19 protein-coding genes are annotated in these 19602 nt (G+C 71.6%); 6 read left to right on the top strand and 13 right to left on the bottom strand.

Features of this window, described 5'->3' with window-relative positions; genetic code table 11:
- Positions 1 to 2: 2 nt before the first annotated feature.
- From ACFY8W_RS21355 to ACFY8W_RS21340, 4 genes are all read right to left on the bottom strand, one after another.
- Positions 3 to 2693 carry an ATP-binding protein gene (locus ACFY8W_RS21355; protein ID WP_391107368.1) on the bottom strand — a complete coding sequence of 897 codons (2691 nt, stop codon included), beginning with the start codon at positions 2691 to 2693 and terminating at the stop codon, positions 3 to 5.
- A gap of 293 nt (positions 2694 to 2986) precedes the next feature.
- Positions 2987 to 3310, bottom strand: a complete 324-nt coding sequence (locus ACFY8W_RS21350; RefSeq protein WP_019889522.1) for an STAS domain-containing protein — start codon at positions 3308 to 3310, stop codon at positions 2987 to 2989.
- A 187-nt stretch (positions 3311 to 3497) separates the two neighbouring features.
- Positions 3498 to 4346, bottom strand: a complete 849-nt coding sequence (locus tag ACFY8W_RS21345) for a 3-hydroxyacyl-CoA dehydrogenase family protein (RefSeq protein WP_385692546.1) — start codon at positions 4344 to 4346, stop codon at positions 3498 to 3500.
- 359 nt (positions 4347 to 4705) lie between these two features.
- A complete protein-coding gene (locus ACFY8W_RS21340; protein ID WP_391107364.1) occupies positions 4706 to 5347 on the bottom strand; it encodes a TetR family transcriptional regulator in 642 nt (213 codons plus the stop codon).
- 71 nt (positions 5348 to 5418) lie between these two features.
- Here ACFY8W_RS21340 and ACFY8W_RS21335 point away from each other — a divergent pair, with 71 nt between their 5' ends.
- From ACFY8W_RS21335 to ACFY8W_RS21325, 3 genes are read left to right on the top strand one after another with little or no spacing between them, the layout of a single operon-like run.
- Positions 5419 to 6192 (top strand): ATP-binding cassette domain-containing protein, encoded by a 774-nt coding sequence (locus ACFY8W_RS21335; protein WP_391107361.1) that lies wholly within the window; start codon positions 5419 to 5421, stop codon positions 6190 to 6192.
- Positions 6193 to 6201: 9 nt separating this feature from the next.
- Positions 6202 to 6951: an ABC transporter permease gene (locus ACFY8W_RS21330; protein ID WP_391107358.1), complete on the top strand. Its 750-nt coding sequence runs from the start codon at positions 6202 to 6204 to the stop codon at positions 6949 to 6951.
- A 13-nt stretch (positions 6952 to 6964) separates the two neighbouring features.
- Positions 6965 to 7537, top strand: coding sequence for a cob(I)yrinic acid a,c-diamide adenosyltransferase (locus ACFY8W_RS21325; protein WP_391107355.1), 573 nt, complete (start codon positions 6965 to 6967; stop codon positions 7535 to 7537).
- On the opposite strand, the gene ACFY8W_RS21320 is transcribed toward ACFY8W_RS21325, so the two are convergent.
- Positions 7457 to 8101, bottom strand: a complete 645-nt coding sequence (locus ACFY8W_RS21320) for a hypothetical protein (RefSeq protein ID WP_391107352.1) — start codon at positions 8099 to 8101, stop codon at positions 7457 to 7459. The genes ACFY8W_RS21325 and ACFY8W_RS21320 overlap by 81 nt on opposite strands.
- A 163-nt stretch (positions 8102 to 8264) precedes the next feature.
- Between ACFY8W_RS21320 and ACFY8W_RS21315 the strand changes: the two genes are divergently transcribed.
- The 3 genes from ACFY8W_RS21315 to ACFY8W_RS21305 all read left to right on the top strand — a co-directional run bounded on the left by ACFY8W_RS21315 (position 8265) and on the right by ACFY8W_RS21305 (position 12106).
- The gene (locus tag ACFY8W_RS21315; RefSeq protein WP_391107349.1) at positions 8265 to 9461 is read left to right on the top strand and encodes a histidine kinase; all 1197 of its coding nucleotides are present in this window, start codon (positions 8265 to 8267) and stop codon (positions 9459 to 9461) included.
- Positions 9458 to 10111 carry a response regulator gene (locus ACFY8W_RS21310; RefSeq protein ID WP_391107346.1) on the top strand — a complete coding sequence of 218 codons (654 nt, stop codon included), beginning with the start codon at positions 9458 to 9460 and terminating at the stop codon, positions 10109 to 10111. Before ACFY8W_RS21315 ends, ACFY8W_RS21310 begins: the two co-directional genes overlap by 4 nt.
- Before the next feature lie 147 nt (positions 10112 to 10258).
- Positions 10259 to 12106 (top strand): glycosyl hydrolase family 18 protein, encoded by a 1848-nt coding sequence (locus ACFY8W_RS21305; RefSeq protein ID WP_391107343.1) that lies wholly within the window; start codon positions 10259 to 10261, stop codon positions 12104 to 12106.
- A gap of 9 nt (positions 12107 to 12115) precedes the next feature.
- Here ACFY8W_RS21305 and ACFY8W_RS21300 read toward each other — a convergent pair whose 3' ends face one another.
- The 8 genes from ACFY8W_RS21300 to ACFY8W_RS21265 all read right to left on the bottom strand — a co-directional run bounded on the left by ACFY8W_RS21300 (position 12116) and on the right by ACFY8W_RS21265 (position 19575).
- The gene (locus ACFY8W_RS21300) at positions 12116 to 12898 is read right to left on the bottom strand and encodes a 4'-phosphopantetheinyl transferase superfamily protein (protein WP_391107341.1); all 783 of its coding nucleotides are present in this window, start codon (positions 12896 to 12898) and stop codon (positions 12116 to 12118) included.
- Positions 12899 to 12952: 54 nt separating this feature from the next.
- Complete coding sequence (locus ACFY8W_RS21295; RefSeq protein WP_128984701.1) at positions 12953 to 13399, bottom strand: DUF2550 domain-containing protein; 447 nt, start codon at positions 13397 to 13399, stop codon at positions 12953 to 12955.
- A gap of 143 nt (positions 13400 to 13542) precedes the next feature.
- On the bottom strand, positions 13543 to 13917 hold the full coding sequence (locus tag ACFY8W_RS21290; RefSeq protein WP_391107338.1) for a F0F1 ATP synthase subunit epsilon: 375 nt from the start codon (positions 13915 to 13917) through the stop codon (positions 13543 to 13545).
- A 198-nt stretch (positions 13918 to 14115) separates the two neighbouring features.
- Positions 14116 to 15555: a F0F1 ATP synthase subunit beta gene (gene atpD, locus ACFY8W_RS21285; protein WP_391107335.1), complete on the bottom strand. Its 1440-nt coding sequence runs from the start codon at positions 15553 to 15555 to the stop codon at positions 14116 to 14118.
- Positions 15555 to 16472, bottom strand: a complete 918-nt coding sequence (locus ACFY8W_RS21280; protein WP_384420654.1) for a F0F1 ATP synthase subunit gamma — start codon at positions 16470 to 16472, stop codon at positions 15555 to 15557. Before ACFY8W_RS21280 ends, atpD begins: the two co-directional genes overlap by 1 nt.
- Before the next feature lie 20 nt (positions 16473 to 16492).
- On the bottom strand, positions 16493 to 18088 hold the full coding sequence (gene atpA, locus ACFY8W_RS21275) for a F0F1 ATP synthase subunit alpha (protein WP_391107332.1): 1596 nt from the start codon (positions 18086 to 18088) through the stop codon (positions 16493 to 16495).
- 129 nt (positions 18089 to 18217) lie between these two features.
- Positions 18218 to 19033 carry a F0F1 ATP synthase subunit delta gene (locus ACFY8W_RS21270; RefSeq protein WP_391107329.1) on the bottom strand — a complete coding sequence of 272 codons (816 nt, stop codon included), beginning with the start codon at positions 19031 to 19033 and terminating at the stop codon, positions 18218 to 18220.
- Positions 19030 to 19575 carry a F0F1 ATP synthase subunit B gene (locus ACFY8W_RS21265; protein ID WP_391107326.1) on the bottom strand — a complete coding sequence of 182 codons (546 nt, stop codon included), beginning with the start codon at positions 19573 to 19575 and terminating at the stop codon, positions 19030 to 19032. The genes ACFY8W_RS21270 and ACFY8W_RS21265 overlap by 4 nt, the downstream gene beginning before the upstream one ends.
- Positions 19576 to 19602: the final 27 nt, after the last annotated feature.

The following is a 19602-nucleotide window of genomic DNA, read 5'->3' as shown; positions in this document are numbered from 1 at the left end:
GGTCAGGCCGCGGGGCTGCTGCTCTCGGAGGTGCCGGTGGCTGACTCGGAGCGGGAGGCGGTGGCGGAGTTGCCGGACTCGCCTCCGGTCCCGGTGCTCGGGGTCGCCGTGGTGGGCGGGGCGGTCGACGGCGTAGTGGTCGCCGTGGACGTCGGCGAGGTCGACGGAGAGGCCGACGAGCTCGACGGCTTCGGGGACGTCGACGGCTTCGGCGAGCCAGACGGCTTCGGCGATGTCGCCGGGTCGCTCGCCGTCGGACTGCCCGTCGCCGACGGCGAGCCCGACGTCGTCGGGGTGCCCGTCGTGCCGGTGGCGCCCGGGGTGGGCGTACCGGTCGTGGTCGGGGAGGCCGGGTCGGAGGGGCCGCCGGTGGCGTCCTCGGTGGGTTCGGCCTCGCCGCCGTCGCCGTCGTCGAAGGGGTCCTGGCTCGCGGTGCTGTCGGAGGTCACGCGTCCGGTGCCGCCCGGGTCCTCGGCGTCGCCGGAGGTGGCGCCGAGGGTGACGACGGTGCCGAGGACGGCGACGAGCAGGGCGCCGGCGCCGACGGCCGCCAGGTTGCGGCGGGCTCCGCTGAGGATGCCCTTGCGCAGGCCCTCCCGCCTGCCGTCCTGGCCCTGCTCCTTGTGCCGGTCCGGGCCGACGACGACGGTCGCGGGCTCGTCGGTGAAGGCCGCGAAGGCGTCGAGGGAGGCCTTCGAGGCGACCGGGGCCATCGGTCGCGCCGGGGTCGGCGGGGCGAGGTCCGGGAACGCGGGCTTCGCCGGGAGCGCGGGCTTCGTCGGGAGCGCGGGCTTCGCCGGGAGCGCGGCGGCTCTGGGGATGCCGCGCGCCGGCGAGGCGGGGCCGTCACGGCGCGGGAGCGCGGCGGGCCGGGGCGCCGACGGCAGCGCGGCGGTGGGCGCGGTGGCGGACACGGGAGCGGCGGGTGCCGCGGGCGTGGCGGGCGCGGGCTCCACGGGGGTGGCCTCGCCCGTGAGGTCGGCGACGAGCGCGAGGGCGCGGCGGCCGGCGACGGTGCCGCGTTTGTCGGCGAGGGCGCCGCGCATGGCGATGGAGGCCTCGAGTTCGGCGCGGGCCCGCTGGAGGCTGCCGCGGCAGAGCGCGAGGACGCCCAACTCATGGTGGAACCAGGCCTCTTCGGCGACCTCGCCGGTCAGTCGCGCGGCCTCCTGGCCGCCGCGCAGGGCCCGCTCCCAGGCGCTCCAGTGGAGTCCGGCGGCGAAGGCGGGCGCGGCGGCGCGGGCGAGCAGGACGGCGGTGGCGCTGTGCTCGGGGGTGGTGCCGGGGACCAGCGCGGCGAGGGCGGCGAGCAGCGAGTCGGCCTCGGCGGTGGCGCGTTCGGGCGTGACGGAGGGGTGTCCGGCCCACCAGGCGTAGTGCTGGGCGACGGTGTGGACGCGGGCGATGACGTCGGTCTCGTAGCGCTGCGCGACGAGCTGGGTGAGGACTCCGGCGGCGAGGCGGTAGCGGGTGCCGACCGGGGAGAGCAGTCCGCAGGCCATGAGTTCGCCGACGGCGGCGTCGGCGTGGGTGTCGCCGACGAGCGCGGGCAGGTGCGCCTGGTGCGGGACCTCGCCGCCGAGGGCGACGGCGAACCGCAGGGTGTCCTGGGCGGCGCGGCTGAGCCGGGAGGCGAGCAGCACGGCGGGGGCGGCGCCCTCGCCGAGGCTGGGCAGAGGTATGTCGCGCAGTTCGACGTCGGGGTCGTCGGCGGAGGCCGCCGGGTCGGCGGGTGCGGCGGCGCCCGAGGGGCCGAAGGCCTCTTCGAGTGCGCCGAAGGCGTCGAACTCGGCGGGGCCGACGCGGAGCCGGTCGCGCTGCCGGAGCAGGGCGCCGGCCTGGACGAAGCGCAGCGGCAGTCCCTCGGACTCGAACCAGAGGTCGCCCGCCCAGTTGATCTCGTCGTCGGTGAGGGCGCGGCCGGTGGCGTGCCCCAGGAGTTCGACGGCGGCGGCGCGGCCGAGGCCGGGCAGGGCGAGCTCTTCGAGTCCGGCGTCGGCGGAGGCGGCGGGCGTGTCGGGGCCGGCGGCGAAGAGGAAGGCGCAGTCGGGGGTGGCGGCGAGCAGCTCGTCGAGGGCGGCGCCGCCGAACTCGAGGTCGTCGACGAGGACGATGGCGCCGATGGTGCGGACCTCCAGGAGGAGTTCCTCACGGTCGGGCCGGAAGCCGGGAGCGTGCTGGACGGCGTGGAAGAGCTCGTACAGCAGGTCGGTGGGCGTGCGGTGGTTGCCGGAGAGCCGGACGACGCCGTCGGGCGCGATCGTGCCGCATTCGGCGGCGACGGCGTCGAGGAGGCTGGTGCGGCCGGAGCCGGCGGGACCGGTGACCCGGGCGGAGCGGCCCCGGGTGAGGTGCTGGACGAGCGTCTCGCGCTGTTCCTGCCGTTCGAGGAGCGGGAGTGAGGGTGCCGCGGGACCCGGCGGTACGGGCGGGGTGGCGGCGCGGGCGGCCTCGGCGCGCTCCTGGGCGGTGCGCCGGCGGGGTGCCGGGGGCGTCTCGCCGGGCGGGCAGACCTCGATCTCGCTGCCGTCGAGCGGGTTGACCGTGAGCAGGAGGCCGCCGGAGACCAGGCGGGCGGTACGCACGCGGGCAGGGGCGGTGGACAGGGGCGCGGGTGCGGCGAGACCGGGGCGGGCGTCCTCGCCCTCGGCGTCGTGACCGTACTCCTCCGGTCCCCGGTTGATCGGGTCCATGGTCCAAGCTCCCAAGCGGCGGGCGATGTGCAGGCGAGCCGACCCTAGACGGTTGTCCGTGCCCCGGGAACATCCGGGGGCCTGTGGAGACCAAGACGTCACGGTCTTGTGAGGATTGGGTGTGACGCCTGGTTCGCACAGGTGCTTCACAGCCCCGTGGTGTGCCCGTGACATATGCGTCATCGGTGCGCCACCGGAGGGATCGAGCACCGGTGGCCGGGCACGGGCCGTCGGACACCCACCGCGAGTGGCCGGACGCCGGTGGCCGGACGCCCTTGGCCGGGCGCGGGCGGTCAGACGCGGGGCAGGGACTCCGCGGCGAGGCCGCCCTCGATCGCGAGGATGCGGTGCAGCCGGGTGGCGACGAGCAGGCGCTGCATCTGGGGCGGCACTCCGCGCAGGACCAGGCGGCGGCCGCAGCGGCCGGCCCGGCGGTGGGCGCCCATGATGACGCCGAGTCCGGTGGCGTCCCAGGAGTCGAGGCCGGTCAGGTCGAGCACGAGGTCGCCGACTCCGTCGTCGACCGCCGAGTGCAGGACCGTTCGGGCGTCCGCCGCGCTGCGGACGTCGAGGCGGCCCCCGACGACCAGCTCGGCGTGGTCGCCCCTGATGTGCATATGCGCTCCCCGAGAGTGCTCCGTGTCGTGTGCCCGTCTACGCAACGCTTGACTGCCGCATCGGCAGAAGCGTTGCGCCTTGTAAGCGAACCGATATCGAAATTCACCCCTGGGGGCGATGGTGCCGGGGCGGTCGGACCCCTGTGCGTCATCGGAACGCCACCCCGGCCCGTGCTCGGCCGCGATGTCAGTACGTGTAGAAGCCCTGCCCGCTCTTGCGGCCGATGTCACCTGCGTCCACCATCCGGCGCATCAGCTCCGGCGGCGCGAACTTCTCGTCCTGGGTCTCGGTGTAGATGTTGCCGGTGGCGTTGACCAGGATGTCGACGCCGGTGAGGTCGGCGGTGGCGAGCGGGCCCATGGCGTGCCCGAAGCCGAGCTTGCAGGCGATGTCAATGTCCTCGGCGGTGGCCACGCCCGACTCGTAGAGCTTGGCGGCCTCGACGACGAGCGCCGAGATCAGGCGGGTGGTGACGAAGCCGGCCACGTCGCGGTTGACGACGATGCAGGTCTTGCCGACGGACTCGGCGAACTCGCGGGCGGTGGCGAGGGTTTCGTCGCTGGTCTTGTATCCGCGGACCAGCTCGACGAGCTGCATCATCGGGACCGGCGAGAAGAAGTGGACGCCGACGACGGACTCCGGGCGCTCCGTCACCGCGGCGATCTTGGTGATCGGGATGGCGGAGGTGTTGGAGGCGAGGACCGCACCGTCCTTGGCGATCTTGTCGAGGGAGCGGAAGATCTCGTGCTTGACCTCCAGCTTCTCGAAGACGGCCTCGACGACGATGTCGGCGTCGGCGACGGCGTCGAGCTCGGTGGTGGCGGTGATCCGCCCCAGCGCGGCCTCGGCGTCCGCGGCGTCCAGCCTGCCCTTGGCGACGAAGCGCTCGTACGAGGTCTTGATGGCGTCGGTGCCTCGGGTCAGGGCGGCGTCGGTGACGTCGCGCAGGACGACGTCCCAGCCTGCCTGGGCCGAGACCTGCGCGATGCCGGACCCCATGAGTCCGGCTCCGATGACGGCGAGCTTCCTGGCCACGTCTTCCACCCCTCATCGCCTTAACGGCTGTTCACTTCTGGCTCTTCGGCGGAGATTAGCGGGCGGGGGGCGCCATGTGACCGCTAAGTAAGCCACGTCACGCCCGGTTTGACGGACGTCACACTCGCGACACCCCGCGGGCGGCCCCGCGGGGTCCTCCAAGTGGCCTCGAGGCCCCTCGGGCGGACCCCCGCCATCCCCGGGCGGACTCGCGGACCCTCCCCGGGCGGACTCGCGGCCGGCCCTCCCCGGCCGGATCGCCGTCGGCCGGTGGCGCGCGCCGCACATCAGCCGGCGACGCGCACCGCGGATCAGCCGATGGCACGCACGACGTATCCGCCGACGGCGCGCACCGCGTGTCACCCGGCGGCGCGCACCGCGTAGCCGAGCACCTTCTCGCCGAGCAGGTCCTCGATCTCGTCGAGCAGGTCGAGGGCCTCGCGGGACACCTCGGTCGCCTTGCGCCCGGCGGTCATCTCGCCGCTGATGAACTCCACGAGGGTGCCCTGGATCCAGGCGATCTGGCCGCCGACGAGGACCGGCATCGGGTCGTCGGGCCCGGCCCCGGCCTCCTCGCGCAGGGTGGCGACGGTGACCTGGCGGACCTGCTGCTGGAGGGTGAGGAGCCGGGCCTGGAGGGTGGGGGCCTCGTCGATCACCCGCATGAAGTCGGCGTACCCGTCCATCAGCCCGTACGCGGGAGAGACGGCGGCGACATGGCCGCGGATCTCGCGCAGCACGGCCCGCGCGGCGGACTCCCCCGCGTCGCGGCCGCGGATCATCCGGGCGAGGCGGTGGGTGATGCCCTCCATGCGGTCGAGGAACAGGTCCTCCTTCGCGGGGAAGTAGTTGTACACGGTGTTGACGGAGACATCGGCCGCCTCGGCGATCTCCGCCACCGTGACGGCCGCGAAGCCGCGCTCCAGGAAGAGCCCGGTCGCGATGTCCGAGATCCGCTGTTTCGTCTGGCGCTTCTTGCGCTCCCTCAGCCCTTCAGCCACGCCGCCATCCTAGACCCCATGAAATTTTGGGGGCGTTGCAAAATTTCAGAGACTCTGTTTTTGTAGTCGCCATGGCAATCATCAGCACCTCCGGACTTTCCCGGACCTTCCGGACCAGGCACGGCGAGGTGACGGCGGTCCACGGGATCGACCTCACCGTCCGCCCGGGCGAGATCCTCGGCTTCCTCGGCCCCAACGGCGCGGGCAAGAGCACGACCCTGCGCATGCTCAGCACCCTGCTCCCGCCCACCGGCGGCGTCGCGACCGTCGCCGGCCACGACCTGCTGCGCGATGCCGTGGGCGTACGGCGGAAGATCGGCTACGTCGCCCAGTCCGGCGGCGTCGACCCGCAGGAGACCGTCCGCTCCGAACTCGTCCTCCAGGGGCGGCTCTACGGGCTCTCCCGCGCCGAGGCCGCCGCCCGCGCCGCCGGACTCGCCCGCGACCTCGACCTCACCGAGCTGCTCGACCGGGGCTCCACCGCGCTCTCCGGCGGCCAGCGGCGCCGGCTCGACATCGCCCTCGGCCTCACCCACCGCCCCGAGCTGCTCTTCCTCGACGAGCCGACCACCGGTCTCGACCCGGGCAGCCGGACGGCCCTGTGGGCGCTGGTGCGGCGGCTGCGGGACGAGCACGGCACCACCGTCGTCCTCACCACCCACTACCTCGACGAGGCGGACGCGCTCGCCGACCGGCTGGTGATCATCGACAAGGGCGTGGTCGCCGCCGAGGGGACACCCGCCGCGCTCAAGGCCGAGCACGCGGCGGACACCCTCCAGGACGCCTTCCTCGCCGTCACCGGGCGCGGCCCCGCGCCCGTCGACCGGACCCCCGTCGCCGTCTAGGAACCCACGATGCTTCTCCACGACACCGCGGTCCTCTTCGGGCGCTACGCCCGGCAGACCCTCCGCTCGCCGTTCCAGATCTTCTTCGGCACCCTGATGCCGTTGCTCTACCTGTTCTTCTTCGGCCCCCTGCTCACCGGGCTCCCGCTCGGTCGCGAGGGCGACTCCTGGCAGGTCCTGGTGCCCGGACTGCTGCTCCAGCTCGGCCTGTTCGGGGCCTCCTTCGCCGGGTTCGCGGTCATCATGGAGAAGAACTGGGGCGTCCTCGAACGGCTCCGGGTCACCCCGGTCAGCCGGCTCGCGCTGCTCCTCGGCCGGGTCCTGCGGGACGCCGCGCTCTTCGTCTTCCAGGCCGTGCTGCTGGTACTCGCCGCCCTGGCCATGGGCCTGCGGGCACCGCTCGCGGGCATCCTGATCGGCTTCGGCTTCGTCGCGCTGCTCACCTTCTCGCTCGCCGCGCTCTCGTACGTGCTGGCGCTGCGGCTGCCCAGCCCGCAGGAGTTCGGCCCCGCGGTGAACACCCTCGCCATGCCCGCGATGCTGCTGTCCGGACTGATGCTGCCGATGGCCCTCGCGCCCGGCTGGCTGGACGTGCTGTCCCACTTCATGCCGTTCCGCTACCTGGTGGACGCGGTGCGGGACGCGTACGTCGGGCAGTACGCGACCGCCTCGATGCTCCACGGCGTCCTCGTCGCCCTCGGACTCACGGCGCTGGCCGTGACTGTGGGCACACGCACGTTCCGGAAGGCCGGGGCGTAACTACGCTGGGGGCATGGTCAATCTGACGCGCATCTACACCCGCACCGGCGACCAGGGCACCACCGCCCTCGGCGACATGAGCCGGACCGCCAAGACCGATCTGCGGATCTCGGCCTACGCCGACGCCAACGAGGCCAACGCCGTCATCGGCACGGCCGTCGCGCTCGGGCAGCTCGACGAGGACGTGGTGAAGGTCCTCGTCCGCGTCCAGAACGACCTGTTCGACGTGGGCGCGGACCTGTCCACTCCGGTGGTCGAGGACCCGAAGTACCCGCCGCTGCGCGTCGAGCAGTCGTACGTCGACAAGCTGGAGGCGGACTGCGACCGCTTCCTGGAGCGGCTCGACAAGCTGCGCTCCTTCATCCTGCCCGGCGGCACGCCCGGTGCGGCACTGCTGCACCAGGCGTGCACGGTGGTCCGGCGGGCCGAGCGGTCCACCTGGGCGGCGATGGAGGTGCACGGCGAGACCATGAACCCGCTCACCGCCACCTACCTCAACCGGCTGTCAGACCTGCTCTTCATCCTCGCCAGGACGGCGAACCGCGAGGTCGGGGACGTGCTGTGGGTCCCGGGCGGGGACCGCTGACGCCTGCTCCCCGGCGGCCGGGACCTTCCCGGCCGGTTCCTTCTTCGGCCAGAGGGCGTACGACAGGGCGATGAGGCCGTGGATGCCGACCGCCCGCCAGGCCCCGTACATCCAGCTCTTCAGCGAGGAGGTGTCGCCGTCCCCGCCGACGTACGCCATCGCGGCGAGCAGCAGGACGGTCGCGACGGCGCCGCCGACCAGCGAGCCGAGCCACACCCTTCCCTCGTGGCGGGCGCGGGCCATGCCGTAGCGGGGCGGCTTCACCGGCGGCGGGCCGCCGCCCAGCCGGTGGGCGGCGTGGCCGTCGAGCCACTTCACCGTCCGGTGGCCGTGGCCCACGGTGTAGCCGATGTACAGGGCGGCCAGGCCGTGCTTCCAGCTCGGATCGGCGCCGTTCTTCAGGTCGATCGCGGTGACGACCAGCAGCACGACCTCCAGCAGCGGCTCGCACAGCAGCAGGGCCAGGCCGGTGCGCGGCATCTTCAGTCCGTAGCGGGTGGCGAGGCCCGCGGCCAGCAGCACCCAGAAGCCGACCTCACAGATCACGATCAGCGTGACGATCACGGCGGCACTCCTTCGTTCGATCCCCCGTCGTCCTTCCAGACTCCCGGCGGCCCGGCCCGGATTCGTCGTCGTCGGTGACGAACCGCGACTACATCCTTCGACGGAGGGGCGGATCGGCCCGGACGGCGAGGCCCCGCGGCCGCACGCCGTGTTGGATGGGGACGTGACACTCCCCCGACCGCACCGCGACGACCTGCTCATCGCCGCCGGCGGCCTCGCCATCGGCCTGCTGATGTGGTCCTTCGGGCTGCACACCCAGACCGACCGGCCGATCGACGCGCGCTGGGCCACCCTCGTGCCGCTCCTCGTCATGGCCGCGATGGAGGCCCTGCGCCGGACCCTGCCGCAGACCGCCCTGACGATCGGCACGCTCGCCCTGGTGGCGGACCAGTTCACCTACGGCAGCCTCGTCACGGCGCTGATGTTCACGGACGTGGTCTACGCGGCCGTGGTCTACGGGTCACCGGCCTCCGCCCGGCGCGTCCCGTGGAGCACCGGACTGATCACGATCGGTGTGACGATCGGCTTCCTCGTCTGGTGGCAGAACGCCGCCGCCCTGGTGATCGGCCTGATCACGGGCATGGTCTCGTTCCTGCCCGCCGTCACCGGCGCCGTCGTCCGCAACCACCGGGAGACCGCCGAGGCGGCCCGGCTGCGCGCCGAGCAGACGGCGCTGCTGGCCGAGATGGACCGGTCCCAGGCAGTGGTCGCCGAACGCGCCCGGATGGCCCGCGAGCTGCACGACATGGTCGCCAACCACCTGTCGGCGATCGCGATCCACTCCACGGCCGCGCTCTCGCTCGACGAGGCGGCCACCACCCGGCAGGCGCTGACCGTCATCCGGGAGAACAGCGTCGAGGGCCTGGCCGAGATGCGGCGGCTCATCGGCCTGCTCAGGGACAGCAGCGGCGACGCCGAGCCGGCGGCCGCGCCGACACTGGCCGGACTGGAGGCGCTGATCGCCCAGGCCCGGACGAACGGCCGCTCCAGCGGGCTCGCCTTCACCCTGGTGGACACGCGCGAGGAGGACGGCGCGCGGCTGCCGGCGCCGGTCGAGCTGGCCGCCTACCGGATCGTGCAGGAGTCGCTGACGAACGCGCTCAAGCACGCCTCGGCCGGTGCGGTCGGCGTGTTCCTGGGCCGGGACGCGCGGAGTCTGACCGTACGGGTGACCAGCCCGATCGGGGACCGCCCCGGGCCGCGCGCGCCGGGCTCGGGCGCCGGGCTCGTGGGCATGCGGGAGCGGGTGGCGCTGCTCGGCGGGGAGTTCGAGGCGGGGCCGGTCCCGGACGGGAACGGCTCGAAGACGTGGCAGGTGCGGGCCGTGCTGCCCGCCGAGGAGAGGACGCCGGAGGCATGACGATCCGGATCGTGGTCGCCGAGGACCAGAGCGCGGTGCGCGCGGGGCTCGTACTGATCCTGGGCAGCGCGCCCGACATCGAGGTGGTGGGCGAGGCGGCGGACGGTGAGCGGGCGGTGGAGCTGGCCCGTGAACTGCGGCCGGACCTCGTCCTGATGGACGTGCAGATGCCGAAGCTCGACGGGGTGTCGGCGACCGGGCAGGTCGTTTCCGAGGGCCTGGCGGACGTCCTGGTGCTGACCACCTTCGACCTGGACGAGTACGTGTTCGGCGCGCTGCGCGCGGGTGCCGCGGGCTTCCTCCTGAAGAACACGGACGCGAAGGACCTCATCGAGGCGGTGCGGACGGTGGCGCGCGGCGAGGGGCTGATCGCGCCGGCGGTCACCCGTCGGCTGATCGCCGAGTTCGCCGCCCCGCGCCGGCCGGTCCGGGTGCCCGGCGGCAAGGATCCGGCGGTCGTGGACCGGCTGACGCCGCGCGAGCGCGAGGTGCTCTCGGCGCTCGGCTCGGGCCTGTCGAACGCGGAGATCGCGGTGCGCCTGGACATGGCGGAGGCCACGGTGAAGACGCACGTCAGCAAGGTGCTGGGGAAGCTGGAGCTGCGCAGCCGGGTCCAAGCGGCCGTGCTGGCACAGGAGTTGGGGATCTGACGGATCGGGGACGGGCATCCGGCCCAGTCCGTTCCGACGTTGGTCTGGACCTCTTGACGGCTGGTCCAGACCTTTCTACGCTCGCGGGGCGCGCGCACCTTTCCCGGACCACCCCCACCCCTGTCGTCCGCAACTTGAGGAGCACCGTTGAGCACTCAAGCACCGACGCGCACCACCCGCTTCAGACGCCGCATCGCCGCCGGTCTGACGGCACTCGCCCTGCCCCTCGCGGCCATGGTCGGCCTCGCCGCCCCCGCCGAGGCGGCCACCTCCGCCACCGCCACGTACACCAAGGTCTCCGACTGGGGCACCGGCTTCGAGGGCAAGTGGACGGTGAAGAACACCGGCACCACCTCGCTCTCCTCCTGGACCGTCGAGTGGGACTTCCCCTCCGGAACCGCGGTCACCTCCGCCTGGGACGCCACCGTCACCAGCTCCGGCACCCACTGGACCGCCAAGAACGTCGGCTGGAACGGCACCCTCGCCCCCGGCGCCACCATCTCCTTCGGCTTCAACGGCACCGGCTCGGGCGCCCCGTCCGGCTGTAAGGTCAACGGCGGCTCCTGCGACGGCTCCACCCAGCCCGGCGACGCCGCCCCCTCCGCGCCCGGCACCCCGGTCGCCTCGAACGTCACCGACACCTCGGTCAAGCTGACCTGGACCGCGGCCACGGACGACAAGGGCATCAAGAACTACGACGTCAAGCGGGACGGCACCACGATCGCCACCGTCACCGGCCTGACGTACACCAACACCGGCCTCACCGCCGGCACCGACTACAGCTACACGGTCGTCGCCCGCGACACCGTCGACCAGACCGGCCCGGCCAGCGGCGCCGTCAGCGTCCGCACCACCGGCGGCGGAGGCAACCCGCAGCCCGGCAACACGGTGAAGATGGGCTACTTCACCAACTGGGGCGTCTACGGCCGCAACTACCACGTCAAGAACATCGTGACCTCGGGCTCCGCGTCCAAGATCACCCACATCAACTACGCCTTCGGCAACGTCACCAACGGCCGGTGCACCATCGGCGACTCCTACGCCGACTACGACAAGGCGTACACCGCCGACCAGTCCGTCGACGGCGTCGCCGACACCTGGGACCAGCCGCTGCGCGGCAACTTCAACCAGCTGCGCAAGCTGAAGAAGGCCTACCCGAACATCAAGGTCATCTGGTCCTTCGGCGGCTGGACCTGGTCCGGCGGCTTCGGCCAGGCCGTGCAGAACCCGACCGCCTTCGCCCAGTCCTGCTACGACCTGGTGGAGGACCCGCGCTGGGCCGACGTCTTCGACGGCATCGACCTCGACTGGGAGTACCCCAACGCCTGCGGTCTGTCCTGCGACACCAGCGGCCCGAACGCCTTCAAGAACATGATGCAGGCCATGCGCGCCAAGTTCGGCAGCAGCGCCCTCGTCACCGCGGCCGTCACCGCCGACGCCTCCTCCGGCGGCAAGATCGACGCCACCGACTACGCGGGCGCCGCGCAGTACATGAACTGGTTCAACGTGATGACGTACGACTTCTTCGGCGCCTGGGCGGCGCAGGGCCCGACCGCCCCGCACTCCCCGCTCACCTCGTACGCCGGTATCCCGCAGGCGGGCTTCAACTCCGCCGAGGCGATCGCCAAGTACAAGGCCAAGGGCGTCCCGGCCAACAAGCTGCTGCTCGGCATCGGCTTCTACGGCCGCGGCTGGACCGGCGTCACCCAGTCCGCGCCCGGCGGCACCGCCACCGGACCGGCCGCCGGCACCTACGAGCAGGGCATCGAGGACTACAAGGTCCTCAAGAACTCCTGCCCGGCCAACGGCACCGTCGCCGGCACCGCCTACGCCCACTGCGGCACCAACTGGTGGAGCTACGACACCCCCGCCACCGTCACCTCCAAGATGAGCTGGGCGAAGAACCAGGGCCTCGGCGGCGCCTTCTTCTGGGAGTTCAGCGGTGACACCGGCAACGGCGAACTCGTCGGCGCCATCAACAGCGGGCTGAACTAGCCCCGGTCCTCAACCCGCGGCCCGGCGGGGGCGGTGCAGCACGCCGCCCCCGTCGTGGCGGACGATCCGGTGCGCCGGGCCCAGCAGGGCCACGGCGCCCCGGTACCCCTCCCCGGCGTCGAGGTCGTACAGCCGCACCGGCGGGTGCGGCTGTACGGCTTCCCGCTGTTCGGCGGCCCGCTGCGAATCGTCCCGCCGGCCGCCCCCACGCCGTGCGGCGTCCCGGCCGCGCCAGCCGAGCAGCTCCGCCGGCCGGTCGGCCGCGGACACGGTGAGCCGCGCGGGATCCACCCGCAGCCCCTCCCCCGTGGCCTTGAGCACGGCCTCCTTGCGCACCCAGTACGAGGTGAAGGCCGCCGCCCGATCCGGTTCCGGCACCCGGTCGAAGACCGCCCGCTCCCGCTCCGACAGCACCGGAAGCGGCAGCTCGGCCAGCTCGGTGACCCGCTCGACGTCCACCCCCACCGGGGTACCCGAGGTCACGGCGACGGCCACCCGCTCGCCGGAGTGCGTCAGCGAGAACTCGACCGGGGCGTCCTCCACGTAGGGCTTGCCGTGCGGCCCGGCCGCGAAGACCAGCGCCGCCGGGTCACGGTCGAGCGCCTCGGCCAGGACCAGCCGCCGCAGGGCGTGCGCGGTCAGGTACAGCGCGCGGTCGGGCTCGCGGAGGAACGACGCGAACACCCGGCGCTCGGCGGCGTCGAGCAGCGCCTCGAGACCGGGGGAAACGGAAACGGCCCGGGCGGTCCACACGTGGCACTCACCGGGCCGTACGAGAACATCAGGCGACATCGGCCCTCCCCCGGGCTTCGTCCGGGGATACCCCCGCCCAACGAGACGGCCTTCTCAAGCGACGTTGACTCGTTGTCCGGGCGGCGCCGCCTCCAGCCACGCGAGGAAGCCGGTGAGAGCGTCCTCGCTCATCGCCAGCTCCAGGCGGGTCCCCTTCACCAGACAGCCCTGGATCACGGAGTCCGAGAGGAGTGCCAGCTCCTCCTCGCCCTCCGGCATCCGGCGCTCGAGGACCTCGATGGCCGAGCGCTCCAGGACCCGGCGCGGGCGGGGCGCGTACGAGAAGACCCGGAACCAGGCGATCTCGTCGCCGCTGTAACGGGCGACCCCGTACGACCAGCCCTTGCCGCTGGTGTCCGGGGTCTCGGGTACGTTCCAGCGCAGCGAACAGTCGAACGTGCCGCCGGCGCGCTGGATGAGTCTGCGGCGCAAGCCGAAGACGAAGAGCCCGATCACCAGCAGTGCGACGACCAGGCCGCACACGAGCAGCGCGAGGAACATCTTCACCGACCTCCTCGCTGCGTCCCGTGACCGGCGGAGCCGGCCTGACCGAATACAACCTGCATCTGCATCGCCTCAGCCGCGGCACGGTCTGGAAAATTCCAGCCGTACCGCGGCTGAGGGCTGGCTCTCGGCGCGGACCGCTAGCGGACCGCTACCGCGCGCAGCCGGACCTCGGCGCGCCGCTCGGCGGCGGCGTCCTCTCCGGCCTTGGCGCGCTCCAGCGCGCGCTCGGCACGCTGGGCGTCGATCTCGTCCGCCAGCTCGGCGATCTCCGCGAGCAGAGAAAGCTTGTCGTCGGCGAACGAGAGGAAACCGCCGTGGACGGCGGCCACGACAGTGCCGCCCTCGCTCGTACGGATGGTCACCGGGCCCGACTCCAGCACACCGAGCAGCGGCTGGTGGCCGGGCATGACGCCGATGTCGCCGGAGGTGGTGCGCGCGATGACCAGGGTGGCCTCGCCGGACCAGACACTCCGGTCCGCGGCGACCAGCTCGACGTGCAGCTCAGCAGCCAAGGGTGGCTCCTCGGGTCACCACCCGGCCGTGCTGCCGGGTGTTGGGTCAAAGTCTAGTCGGGCGTCCGGCACCGAAGTGCCAGAGCCCGCCCCCCGGGGGTGTGTGCCGGGGGTCCGGGGGTTCTCCCCCGGGAGATGCAGCTAGTGGGCGTGAAGAGGGGGCGGGAGCGATCCCGCCCCCTCAGGCGAGCACGGGGCTCAGGAGACGCCGAGCTCCTTGGCGTTCTTCTTGAGGTCCTCGAGACCACCACACATGAAGAAGGCCTGCTCCGGGAAGTGGTCGAACTCACCGTCGCAGATCGCGTTGAACGCGGCGATCGACTCGTCGAGCGGAACGTCCGAACCGTCCACACCGGTGAACTGCTTCGCCGCGTGGGTGTTCTGGGACAGGAAGCGCTCGACACGGCGGGCGCGGTGGACAACGAGCTTGTCCTCCTCGCTCAGCTCGTCGATACCGAGGATCGCGATGATGTCCTGGAGGTCCTTGTACTTCTGCAGGATGCCCTTGACGCGCATGGCGGCGTCGTAGTGGTCCTGCGCGATGTAGCGCGGGTCCAGGATCCGGGACGTGGAGTCCAGCGGGTCCACGGCCGGGTAGATGCCCTTCTCGGAGATCGGACGGGAGAGAACCGTCGTCGCGTCGAGGTGGGCGAAGGTGGTCGCCGGCGCCGGGTCGGTGAGGTCGTCGGCGGGGACGTAGATCGCCTGCATCGAGGTGATCGAGTGACCACGGGTCGAGGTGATGCGCTCCTGGAGGAGACCCATCTCGTCGGCCAGGTTCGGCTGGTAGCCCACCGCGGAGGGCATGCGGCCGAGCAGGGTCGACACCTCGGAACCGGCCTGGGTGAAGCGGAAGATGTTGTCGATGAAGAACAGCACGTCCTGCTTCTGCACATCGCGGAAGTACTCCGCCATGGTCAGACCGGCGAGGGCCACGCGCAGACGGGTGCCCGGGGGCTCGTCCATCTGGCCGAAGACCAGCGCGGTCTTGTCGAGAACGCCGGCCTCCTCCATCTCGACCATGAGGTCGTTGCCCTCACGGGTACGCTCACCGACGCCCGCGAAGACGGAAACACCCTCGTGCAGCTTCGCCACACGCATGATCATTTCCTGGATCAGAACGGTCTTGCCGACACCGGCGCCACCGAACAGACCGATCTTTCCACCCTTGACGTACGGGGTGAGAAGGTCGACGACCTTCAGGCCGGTCTCGAACATCTCGGTCTTGGACTCGAGCTGGTCGAAGGCCGGGGCCTTGCGGTGGATCGGCCAGCGCTCGGCGCTCGCGACCGTGGACGCGTCCTCGTTCAGGACCTCGCCCAGGGTGTTGAACACCTTGCCCTTGGTGACGTCACCGACCGGCACGGAGATGGCCGCACCCGTGTCGGTCACCGGGGCCTGGCGGACCAGACCGTCGGTGGGCTGCATCGAGATGGCGCGGACCAGGCCGTCACCGAGGTGCTGCGCGACCTCGAGGGTCAGCGTCTTGGTGCCGTCGCTGGCCGGGTCCGGCACCTCGACGTTCAGCGCGTTGTAGATCTCCGGCATCGCGTCGACGGGGAACTCCACGTCGACGACCGGGCCGATGACCCGGGCGACGCGGCCCGTGGCAGCGGCGGTCTCAACAGAGGTCGTCATTACTTGTCACTCCCCGCGGTCGCGTCGGCCAGGGCAGCAGTGCCACCGACGATCTCGCTGATTTCCTGGGTGATTTCGGCCTGGCGGGCCGCGTTGGCAAGTCGGGTGAGGCTGGTGATCAGCTCACCCGCGTTGTCGGTCGCCGACTTCATCGCGCGCCGCGTGGCGGCGTGCTTCGAGGCCGAGGACTGGAGCAGCGCGTTGTAGATCCGGCTCTCGACGTAGCGCGGCAGCAGGGCGTCCAGGACGTCCTCCGCCGACGGCTCGAAGTCGTACAGCGGGCGGAGCGTGTCCGACTCGCCGGCCTCCTTCGCGACCTCGTCGAGGCTGAGGGGCAGCAGCCGGGCCTCGACCGCCGTCTGCGTCATCATCGAGACGAACTCGGTGTAGACGATGTGGAGCTCGTCCACGCCGCCCTCGGCCGTGTCCTTCTCGATCGCCTCGATCAGCGGCTCGCCGATCTTCTTGGCGTCCGCGTACGTCGGCTCGTCCGTGAAGCCGGTCCACGTGTCGGCCAGCTTGCGCTCACGGAAGTTGAAGTGCGCGACGCCACGGCGACCGACGACGTAGATGTCGACCGCCTTGCCCTCGCCCTCCAGCTTGCGGACGAGCGCTTCCGCCGCCTTGATGGCGTTGGAGTTGAAGGCGCCGGCCAGACCGCGGTCGCTCGTGAGGAGCAGGACCGCGGCGCGGGTCGGGTTCTCCGCCTCGGTGGTCAGCGCGTGCTTGTCGTTGGCGCCGGTGGCCACCGCGGTCACCGCACGGGTGAGCTCGGTGGCGTACGGCGTCGACGCCTGCACCTTGCGCTGCGCCTTGACGACGCGCGAGGCGGCGATCATCTCCATCGCCTTGGTGATCTTCTTCGTCGCGGTGACGGATTTGATGCGACGCTTGTAGACCCGGAGCTGCGCTCCCATGAGTCAGGTCCCTTCCGTCGTCACTTCGAGACGTTGACGGCGGAGGCGTCGTCGCCGAGCAGCTTGCCGTCAGAGGTCTCGAACTGCTTCTTGAACTCCGCGATCGCGTCGGCGACGGACGTCAGCGTGTCGTCCGACATCTTCTTGCCCTCACGGATGGAGGTCATCAGGCCCGAGTGGTTCTGGCGCAGGAACGCCAGCATCTCGGCCTCGAAGCGGCGGATGTCCGCGACCGGGACGTCGTCCATCTTGCCGGTGGTGCCGGCCCAGATGGAAACGACCTGGTTCTCCGTGGCCATCGGCTGGTACTGAGCCTGCTTGAGCAGTTCGACCATGCGCTGACCGCGCTCCAGCTGCGCCTTCGACGCGGCGTCCAGGTCGGAACCGAAGGCGGCGAACGCCTCCAGCTCACGGAACTGGGCCAGGTCCACGCGGAGACGGCCGGAGATCTGCTTCATGGCCGGGTGCTGGGCGGAGCCACCGACACGGGAGACGGAGATACCGACGTTCAGGGCCGGACGCTGGCCGGCGTTGAACAGGTCGGACTCCAGGAAGCACTGGCCGTCCGTGATGGAGATGACGTTGGTCGGGATGAACGCCGAGACGTCGTTGGCCTTGGTCTCGACGATCGGCAGACCGGTCATCGAGCCGGCACCCAGCTCGTCCGAGAGCTTGGCGCAGCGCTCGAGCAGGCGGGAGTGCAGGTAGAAGACGTCACCCGGGTAGGCCTCACGGCCCGGCGGGCGGCGCAGCAGCAGCGACACGGCGCGGTAGGCGTCGGCCTGCTTCGACAGGTCGTCGAAGATGATCAGGACGTGCTTGCCCTGGTACATCCAGTGCTGGCCGATGGCCGAGCCGGTGTACGGGGCGAGGTACTTGAAGCCGGCCGGGTCGGACGCCGGGGCGGCGACGATCGTCGTGTACTCGAGCGCGCCGGCCTCTTCCAGGGCCGCGCGCACGGACGCGATGGTGGAGCCCTTCTGGCCGACGGCGACGTAGATGCAGCGGACCTGCTTGTTCACGTCGCCCGAGCGCCAGTTGTCGCGCTGGTTGATGATCGTGTCGACGGCCAGGGCGGTCTTGCCGGTCTGGCGGTCACCGATGATCAGCTGACGCTGACCACGGCCGACCGGGGTCATGGCGTCGACGGCCTTGTAGCCGGTCTCCATCGGCTCGTGGACCGACTTGCGCTGCATGACGCCGGGCGCCTGCAGCTCGAGGGCGCGGCGGCCCTCGGTCGCGATCTCGCCGAGACCGTCGATCGGGTTGCCGAGCGGGTCGACGACGCGACCCAGGTATCCCTCGCCGACACCGACGGAGAGGACCTCGCCGGTGCGCTGCACCGACTGTCCCTCCTCGATGCCGCTGAACTCGCCGAGGACGATCGCGCCGATCTCGCGCTCCTCGAGGTTCAGGGCGAGGCCGAGGGTGCCGTCCTCGAACTTCAGCAGCTCGTTCGCCATGGCCGAGGGAAGACCCTCGACCTTCGCGATGCCGTCGCCGGCCAGGCTGACCGTGCCGACCTCCTCGCGCGAGGCCGCGTCCGGCTGGTACGACTGGACGAAGTTCTCCAGCGCGTTCCGGATCTCCTCCGGCCGGATCGTGAGCTCCGCCATCTGGGTTCCCTGCTCTCCTTGTTGGGCCCGAAGTTTCTTAGGGGTCTGGGGGCGACCCCCAGGAATCTTCTGCAATCTCTGCACGGCCCAACCGGGCCGCTGGTCATGCTTGTTTCGTTGTGGCCGAGGTCAGCCGGCCAGGCGGCGGGTCGCCTCGTCGAGGCGCTCCGCGATGGTGCCGTCGATGACCTCGTCGCCGACGCGCACCGAGATCCCGCCGAGGACCGTCGGGTCCACGTCCAGGTTCAGGTGCATCTGGCGGCCGTAGAGCTTGGCCAGCACGGCACCGAGGCGCTGCTTCTGCTGGTCGGTCAGCGGCACCGCCGAGGTGACGACGGCGACCATGCGGTCCCGGCGCGCCGCGGCGAGCTTGGACAGGGACTCGAGTCCCGCTTCCAGGCTACGTCCCCGGGGCTGGGTCACCAGACGGACGACCAGCCGCTCGGTGACGGGGTTGGCCTTGCCACCGAGCAGGCTGCCGAGCAGCTCGCCCTTGGCGGAGGCCTTCGCGGTCTTGTCCGTCAGCGCCGAGCGGAGCTCGGTGCTGGAGGAGACGATGCGGCCGAATCGGAACAGCTCGTCCTCGACGTCGTCGAGGGCGCCCGCCTTCTGGGCGGCGGTGAGGTCGGCGATGTTCGCCAGCTCCTCGAGCCCGTCGACCAGGTCGCGCGACTGCGACCAGCGGGAGCGGACCATTCCGGAGACCACGTCGACGGTCTCGCCGCCCACCTGACCGGAGAGGAGTCGCTGCGCGAGCTCGGCCTTGGCCTCGCCCGACTGTGCGGGGTCGGTCAGGACCCGGCGCAGCGACACCTCGCGGTCGAGCAGTGCGGTGACCGCGGCCAGCTCACCGGCGAGCTTCGCCGCGTCGACCGAGGTGTTGTCGGTCAGCGCGTCGAGTGCCTCGCGTGCGGCGCTCAGTGCCTCGCGGCTCGCTCCGTTCATCGGACGGCCTCGGCCTTCTCCTCGAGCTCGTCGAGGAAGCGGTCGATGGTGCGGCTCTGGCGGGCGTGGTCCTCGAGGGACTCGCCGACCAGCTTCGCGGCCAGGTCCGTGGCGAGCTTGCCGACGTCCTGACGCAGCGCGGCGGACGCGGCCTTGCGGTCGGCCTCGATCTGGGTGTGACCGGCCGCGATGATCTCCTCGCGCTGGCGCTGGCCTTCCGCCTTCATCTCCTGGATGATCGCGGTGCCCTGCTCCGTCGCCTCCTGGCGGAGACGCGCGGCTTCGTGGCGGGCCTCGGCGAGCTGAGCCTTGTACTGCTCCAGCACACTCTGAGCCTCGATCTGGGCCGACTCGGCCTTCTCGATGCCACCCTCGATGGCCTCGCGGCGCTCGTCCAGAACCTTGTTGATGTTCGGGAGGAGCTTCTTGGCGAGGAAGCCGAAGACGATGACGAAGGCGATCAGGCCGATGACGAGCTCGTCGAGATGCGGGATGAGCGGAGGCTGCTCCTCCGCCGCTTCCGCAAGAAGCAGAGCGTTCACATCAGTGCCTTCCGTAAAAAGAATCGG

This window comes from Streptomyces sp. NPDC012637 (genome assembly GCF_042954805.1).
Lineage (GTDB): Bacteria > Actinomycetota > Actinomycetes > Streptomycetales > Streptomycetaceae > Streptomyces.
The sequence above is the reverse complement of the archived record's forward strand: the minus strand, read 5'-3'. Positions and strand labels throughout refer to the sequence as shown.

What these genes read in the sequence shown, in the direction of transcription:
- ACFY8W_RS21355 (WP_391107368.1), bottom strand. Translation starts at nt 2,693, where the DNA reads ATGGACCCGATCAACCGGGGACCGGAGGAGTACGGTCACGACGCCGAG.
- ACFY8W_RS21350 (WP_019889522.1), bottom strand. Translation starts at nt 3,310, where the DNA reads ATGCACATCAGGGGCGACCACGCCGAGCTGGTCGTCGGGGGCCGCCTC.
- ACFY8W_RS21335 (WP_391107361.1), top strand. Translation starts at nt 5,419, where the DNA reads ATGGCAATCATCAGCACCTCCGGACTTTCCCGGACCTTCCGGACCAGG.
- ACFY8W_RS21330 (WP_391107358.1), top strand. Translation starts at nt 6,202, where the DNA reads ATGCTTCTCCACGACACCGCGGTCCTCTTCGGGCGCTACGCCCGGCAG.
- ACFY8W_RS21325 (WP_391107355.1), top strand. Translation starts at nt 6,965, where the DNA reads ATGGTCAATCTGACGCGCATCTACACCCGCACCGGCGACCAGGGCACC.
- ACFY8W_RS21310 (WP_391107346.1), top strand. Translation starts at nt 9,458, where the DNA reads ATGACGATCCGGATCGTGGTCGCCGAGGACCAGAGCGCGGTGCGCGCG.
- ACFY8W_RS21300 (WP_391107341.1), bottom strand. Translation starts at nt 12,898, where the DNA reads ATGTCGCCTGATGTTCTCGTACGGCCCGGTGAGTGCCACGTGTGGACC.
- ACFY8W_RS21295 (WP_128984701.1), bottom strand. Translation starts at nt 13,399, where the DNA reads ATGTTCCTCGCGCTGCTCGTGTGCGGCCTGGTCGTCGCACTGCTGGTG.
- atpD (WP_391107335.1), bottom strand. Translation starts at nt 15,555, where the DNA reads ATGACGACCTCTGTTGAGACCGCCGCTGCCACGGGCCGCGTCGCCCGG.
- ACFY8W_RS21280 (WP_384420654.1), bottom strand. Translation starts at nt 16,472, where the DNA reads ATGGGAGCGCAGCTCCGGGTCTACAAGCGTCGCATCAAATCCGTCACC.
- atpA (WP_391107332.1), bottom strand. Translation starts at nt 18,088, where the DNA reads ATGGCGGAGCTCACGATCCGGCCGGAGGAGATCCGGAACGCGCTGGAG.
- ACFY8W_RS21270 (WP_391107329.1), bottom strand. Translation starts at nt 19,033, where the DNA reads ATGAACGGAGCGAGCCGCGAGGCACTGAGCGCCGCACGCGAGGCACTC.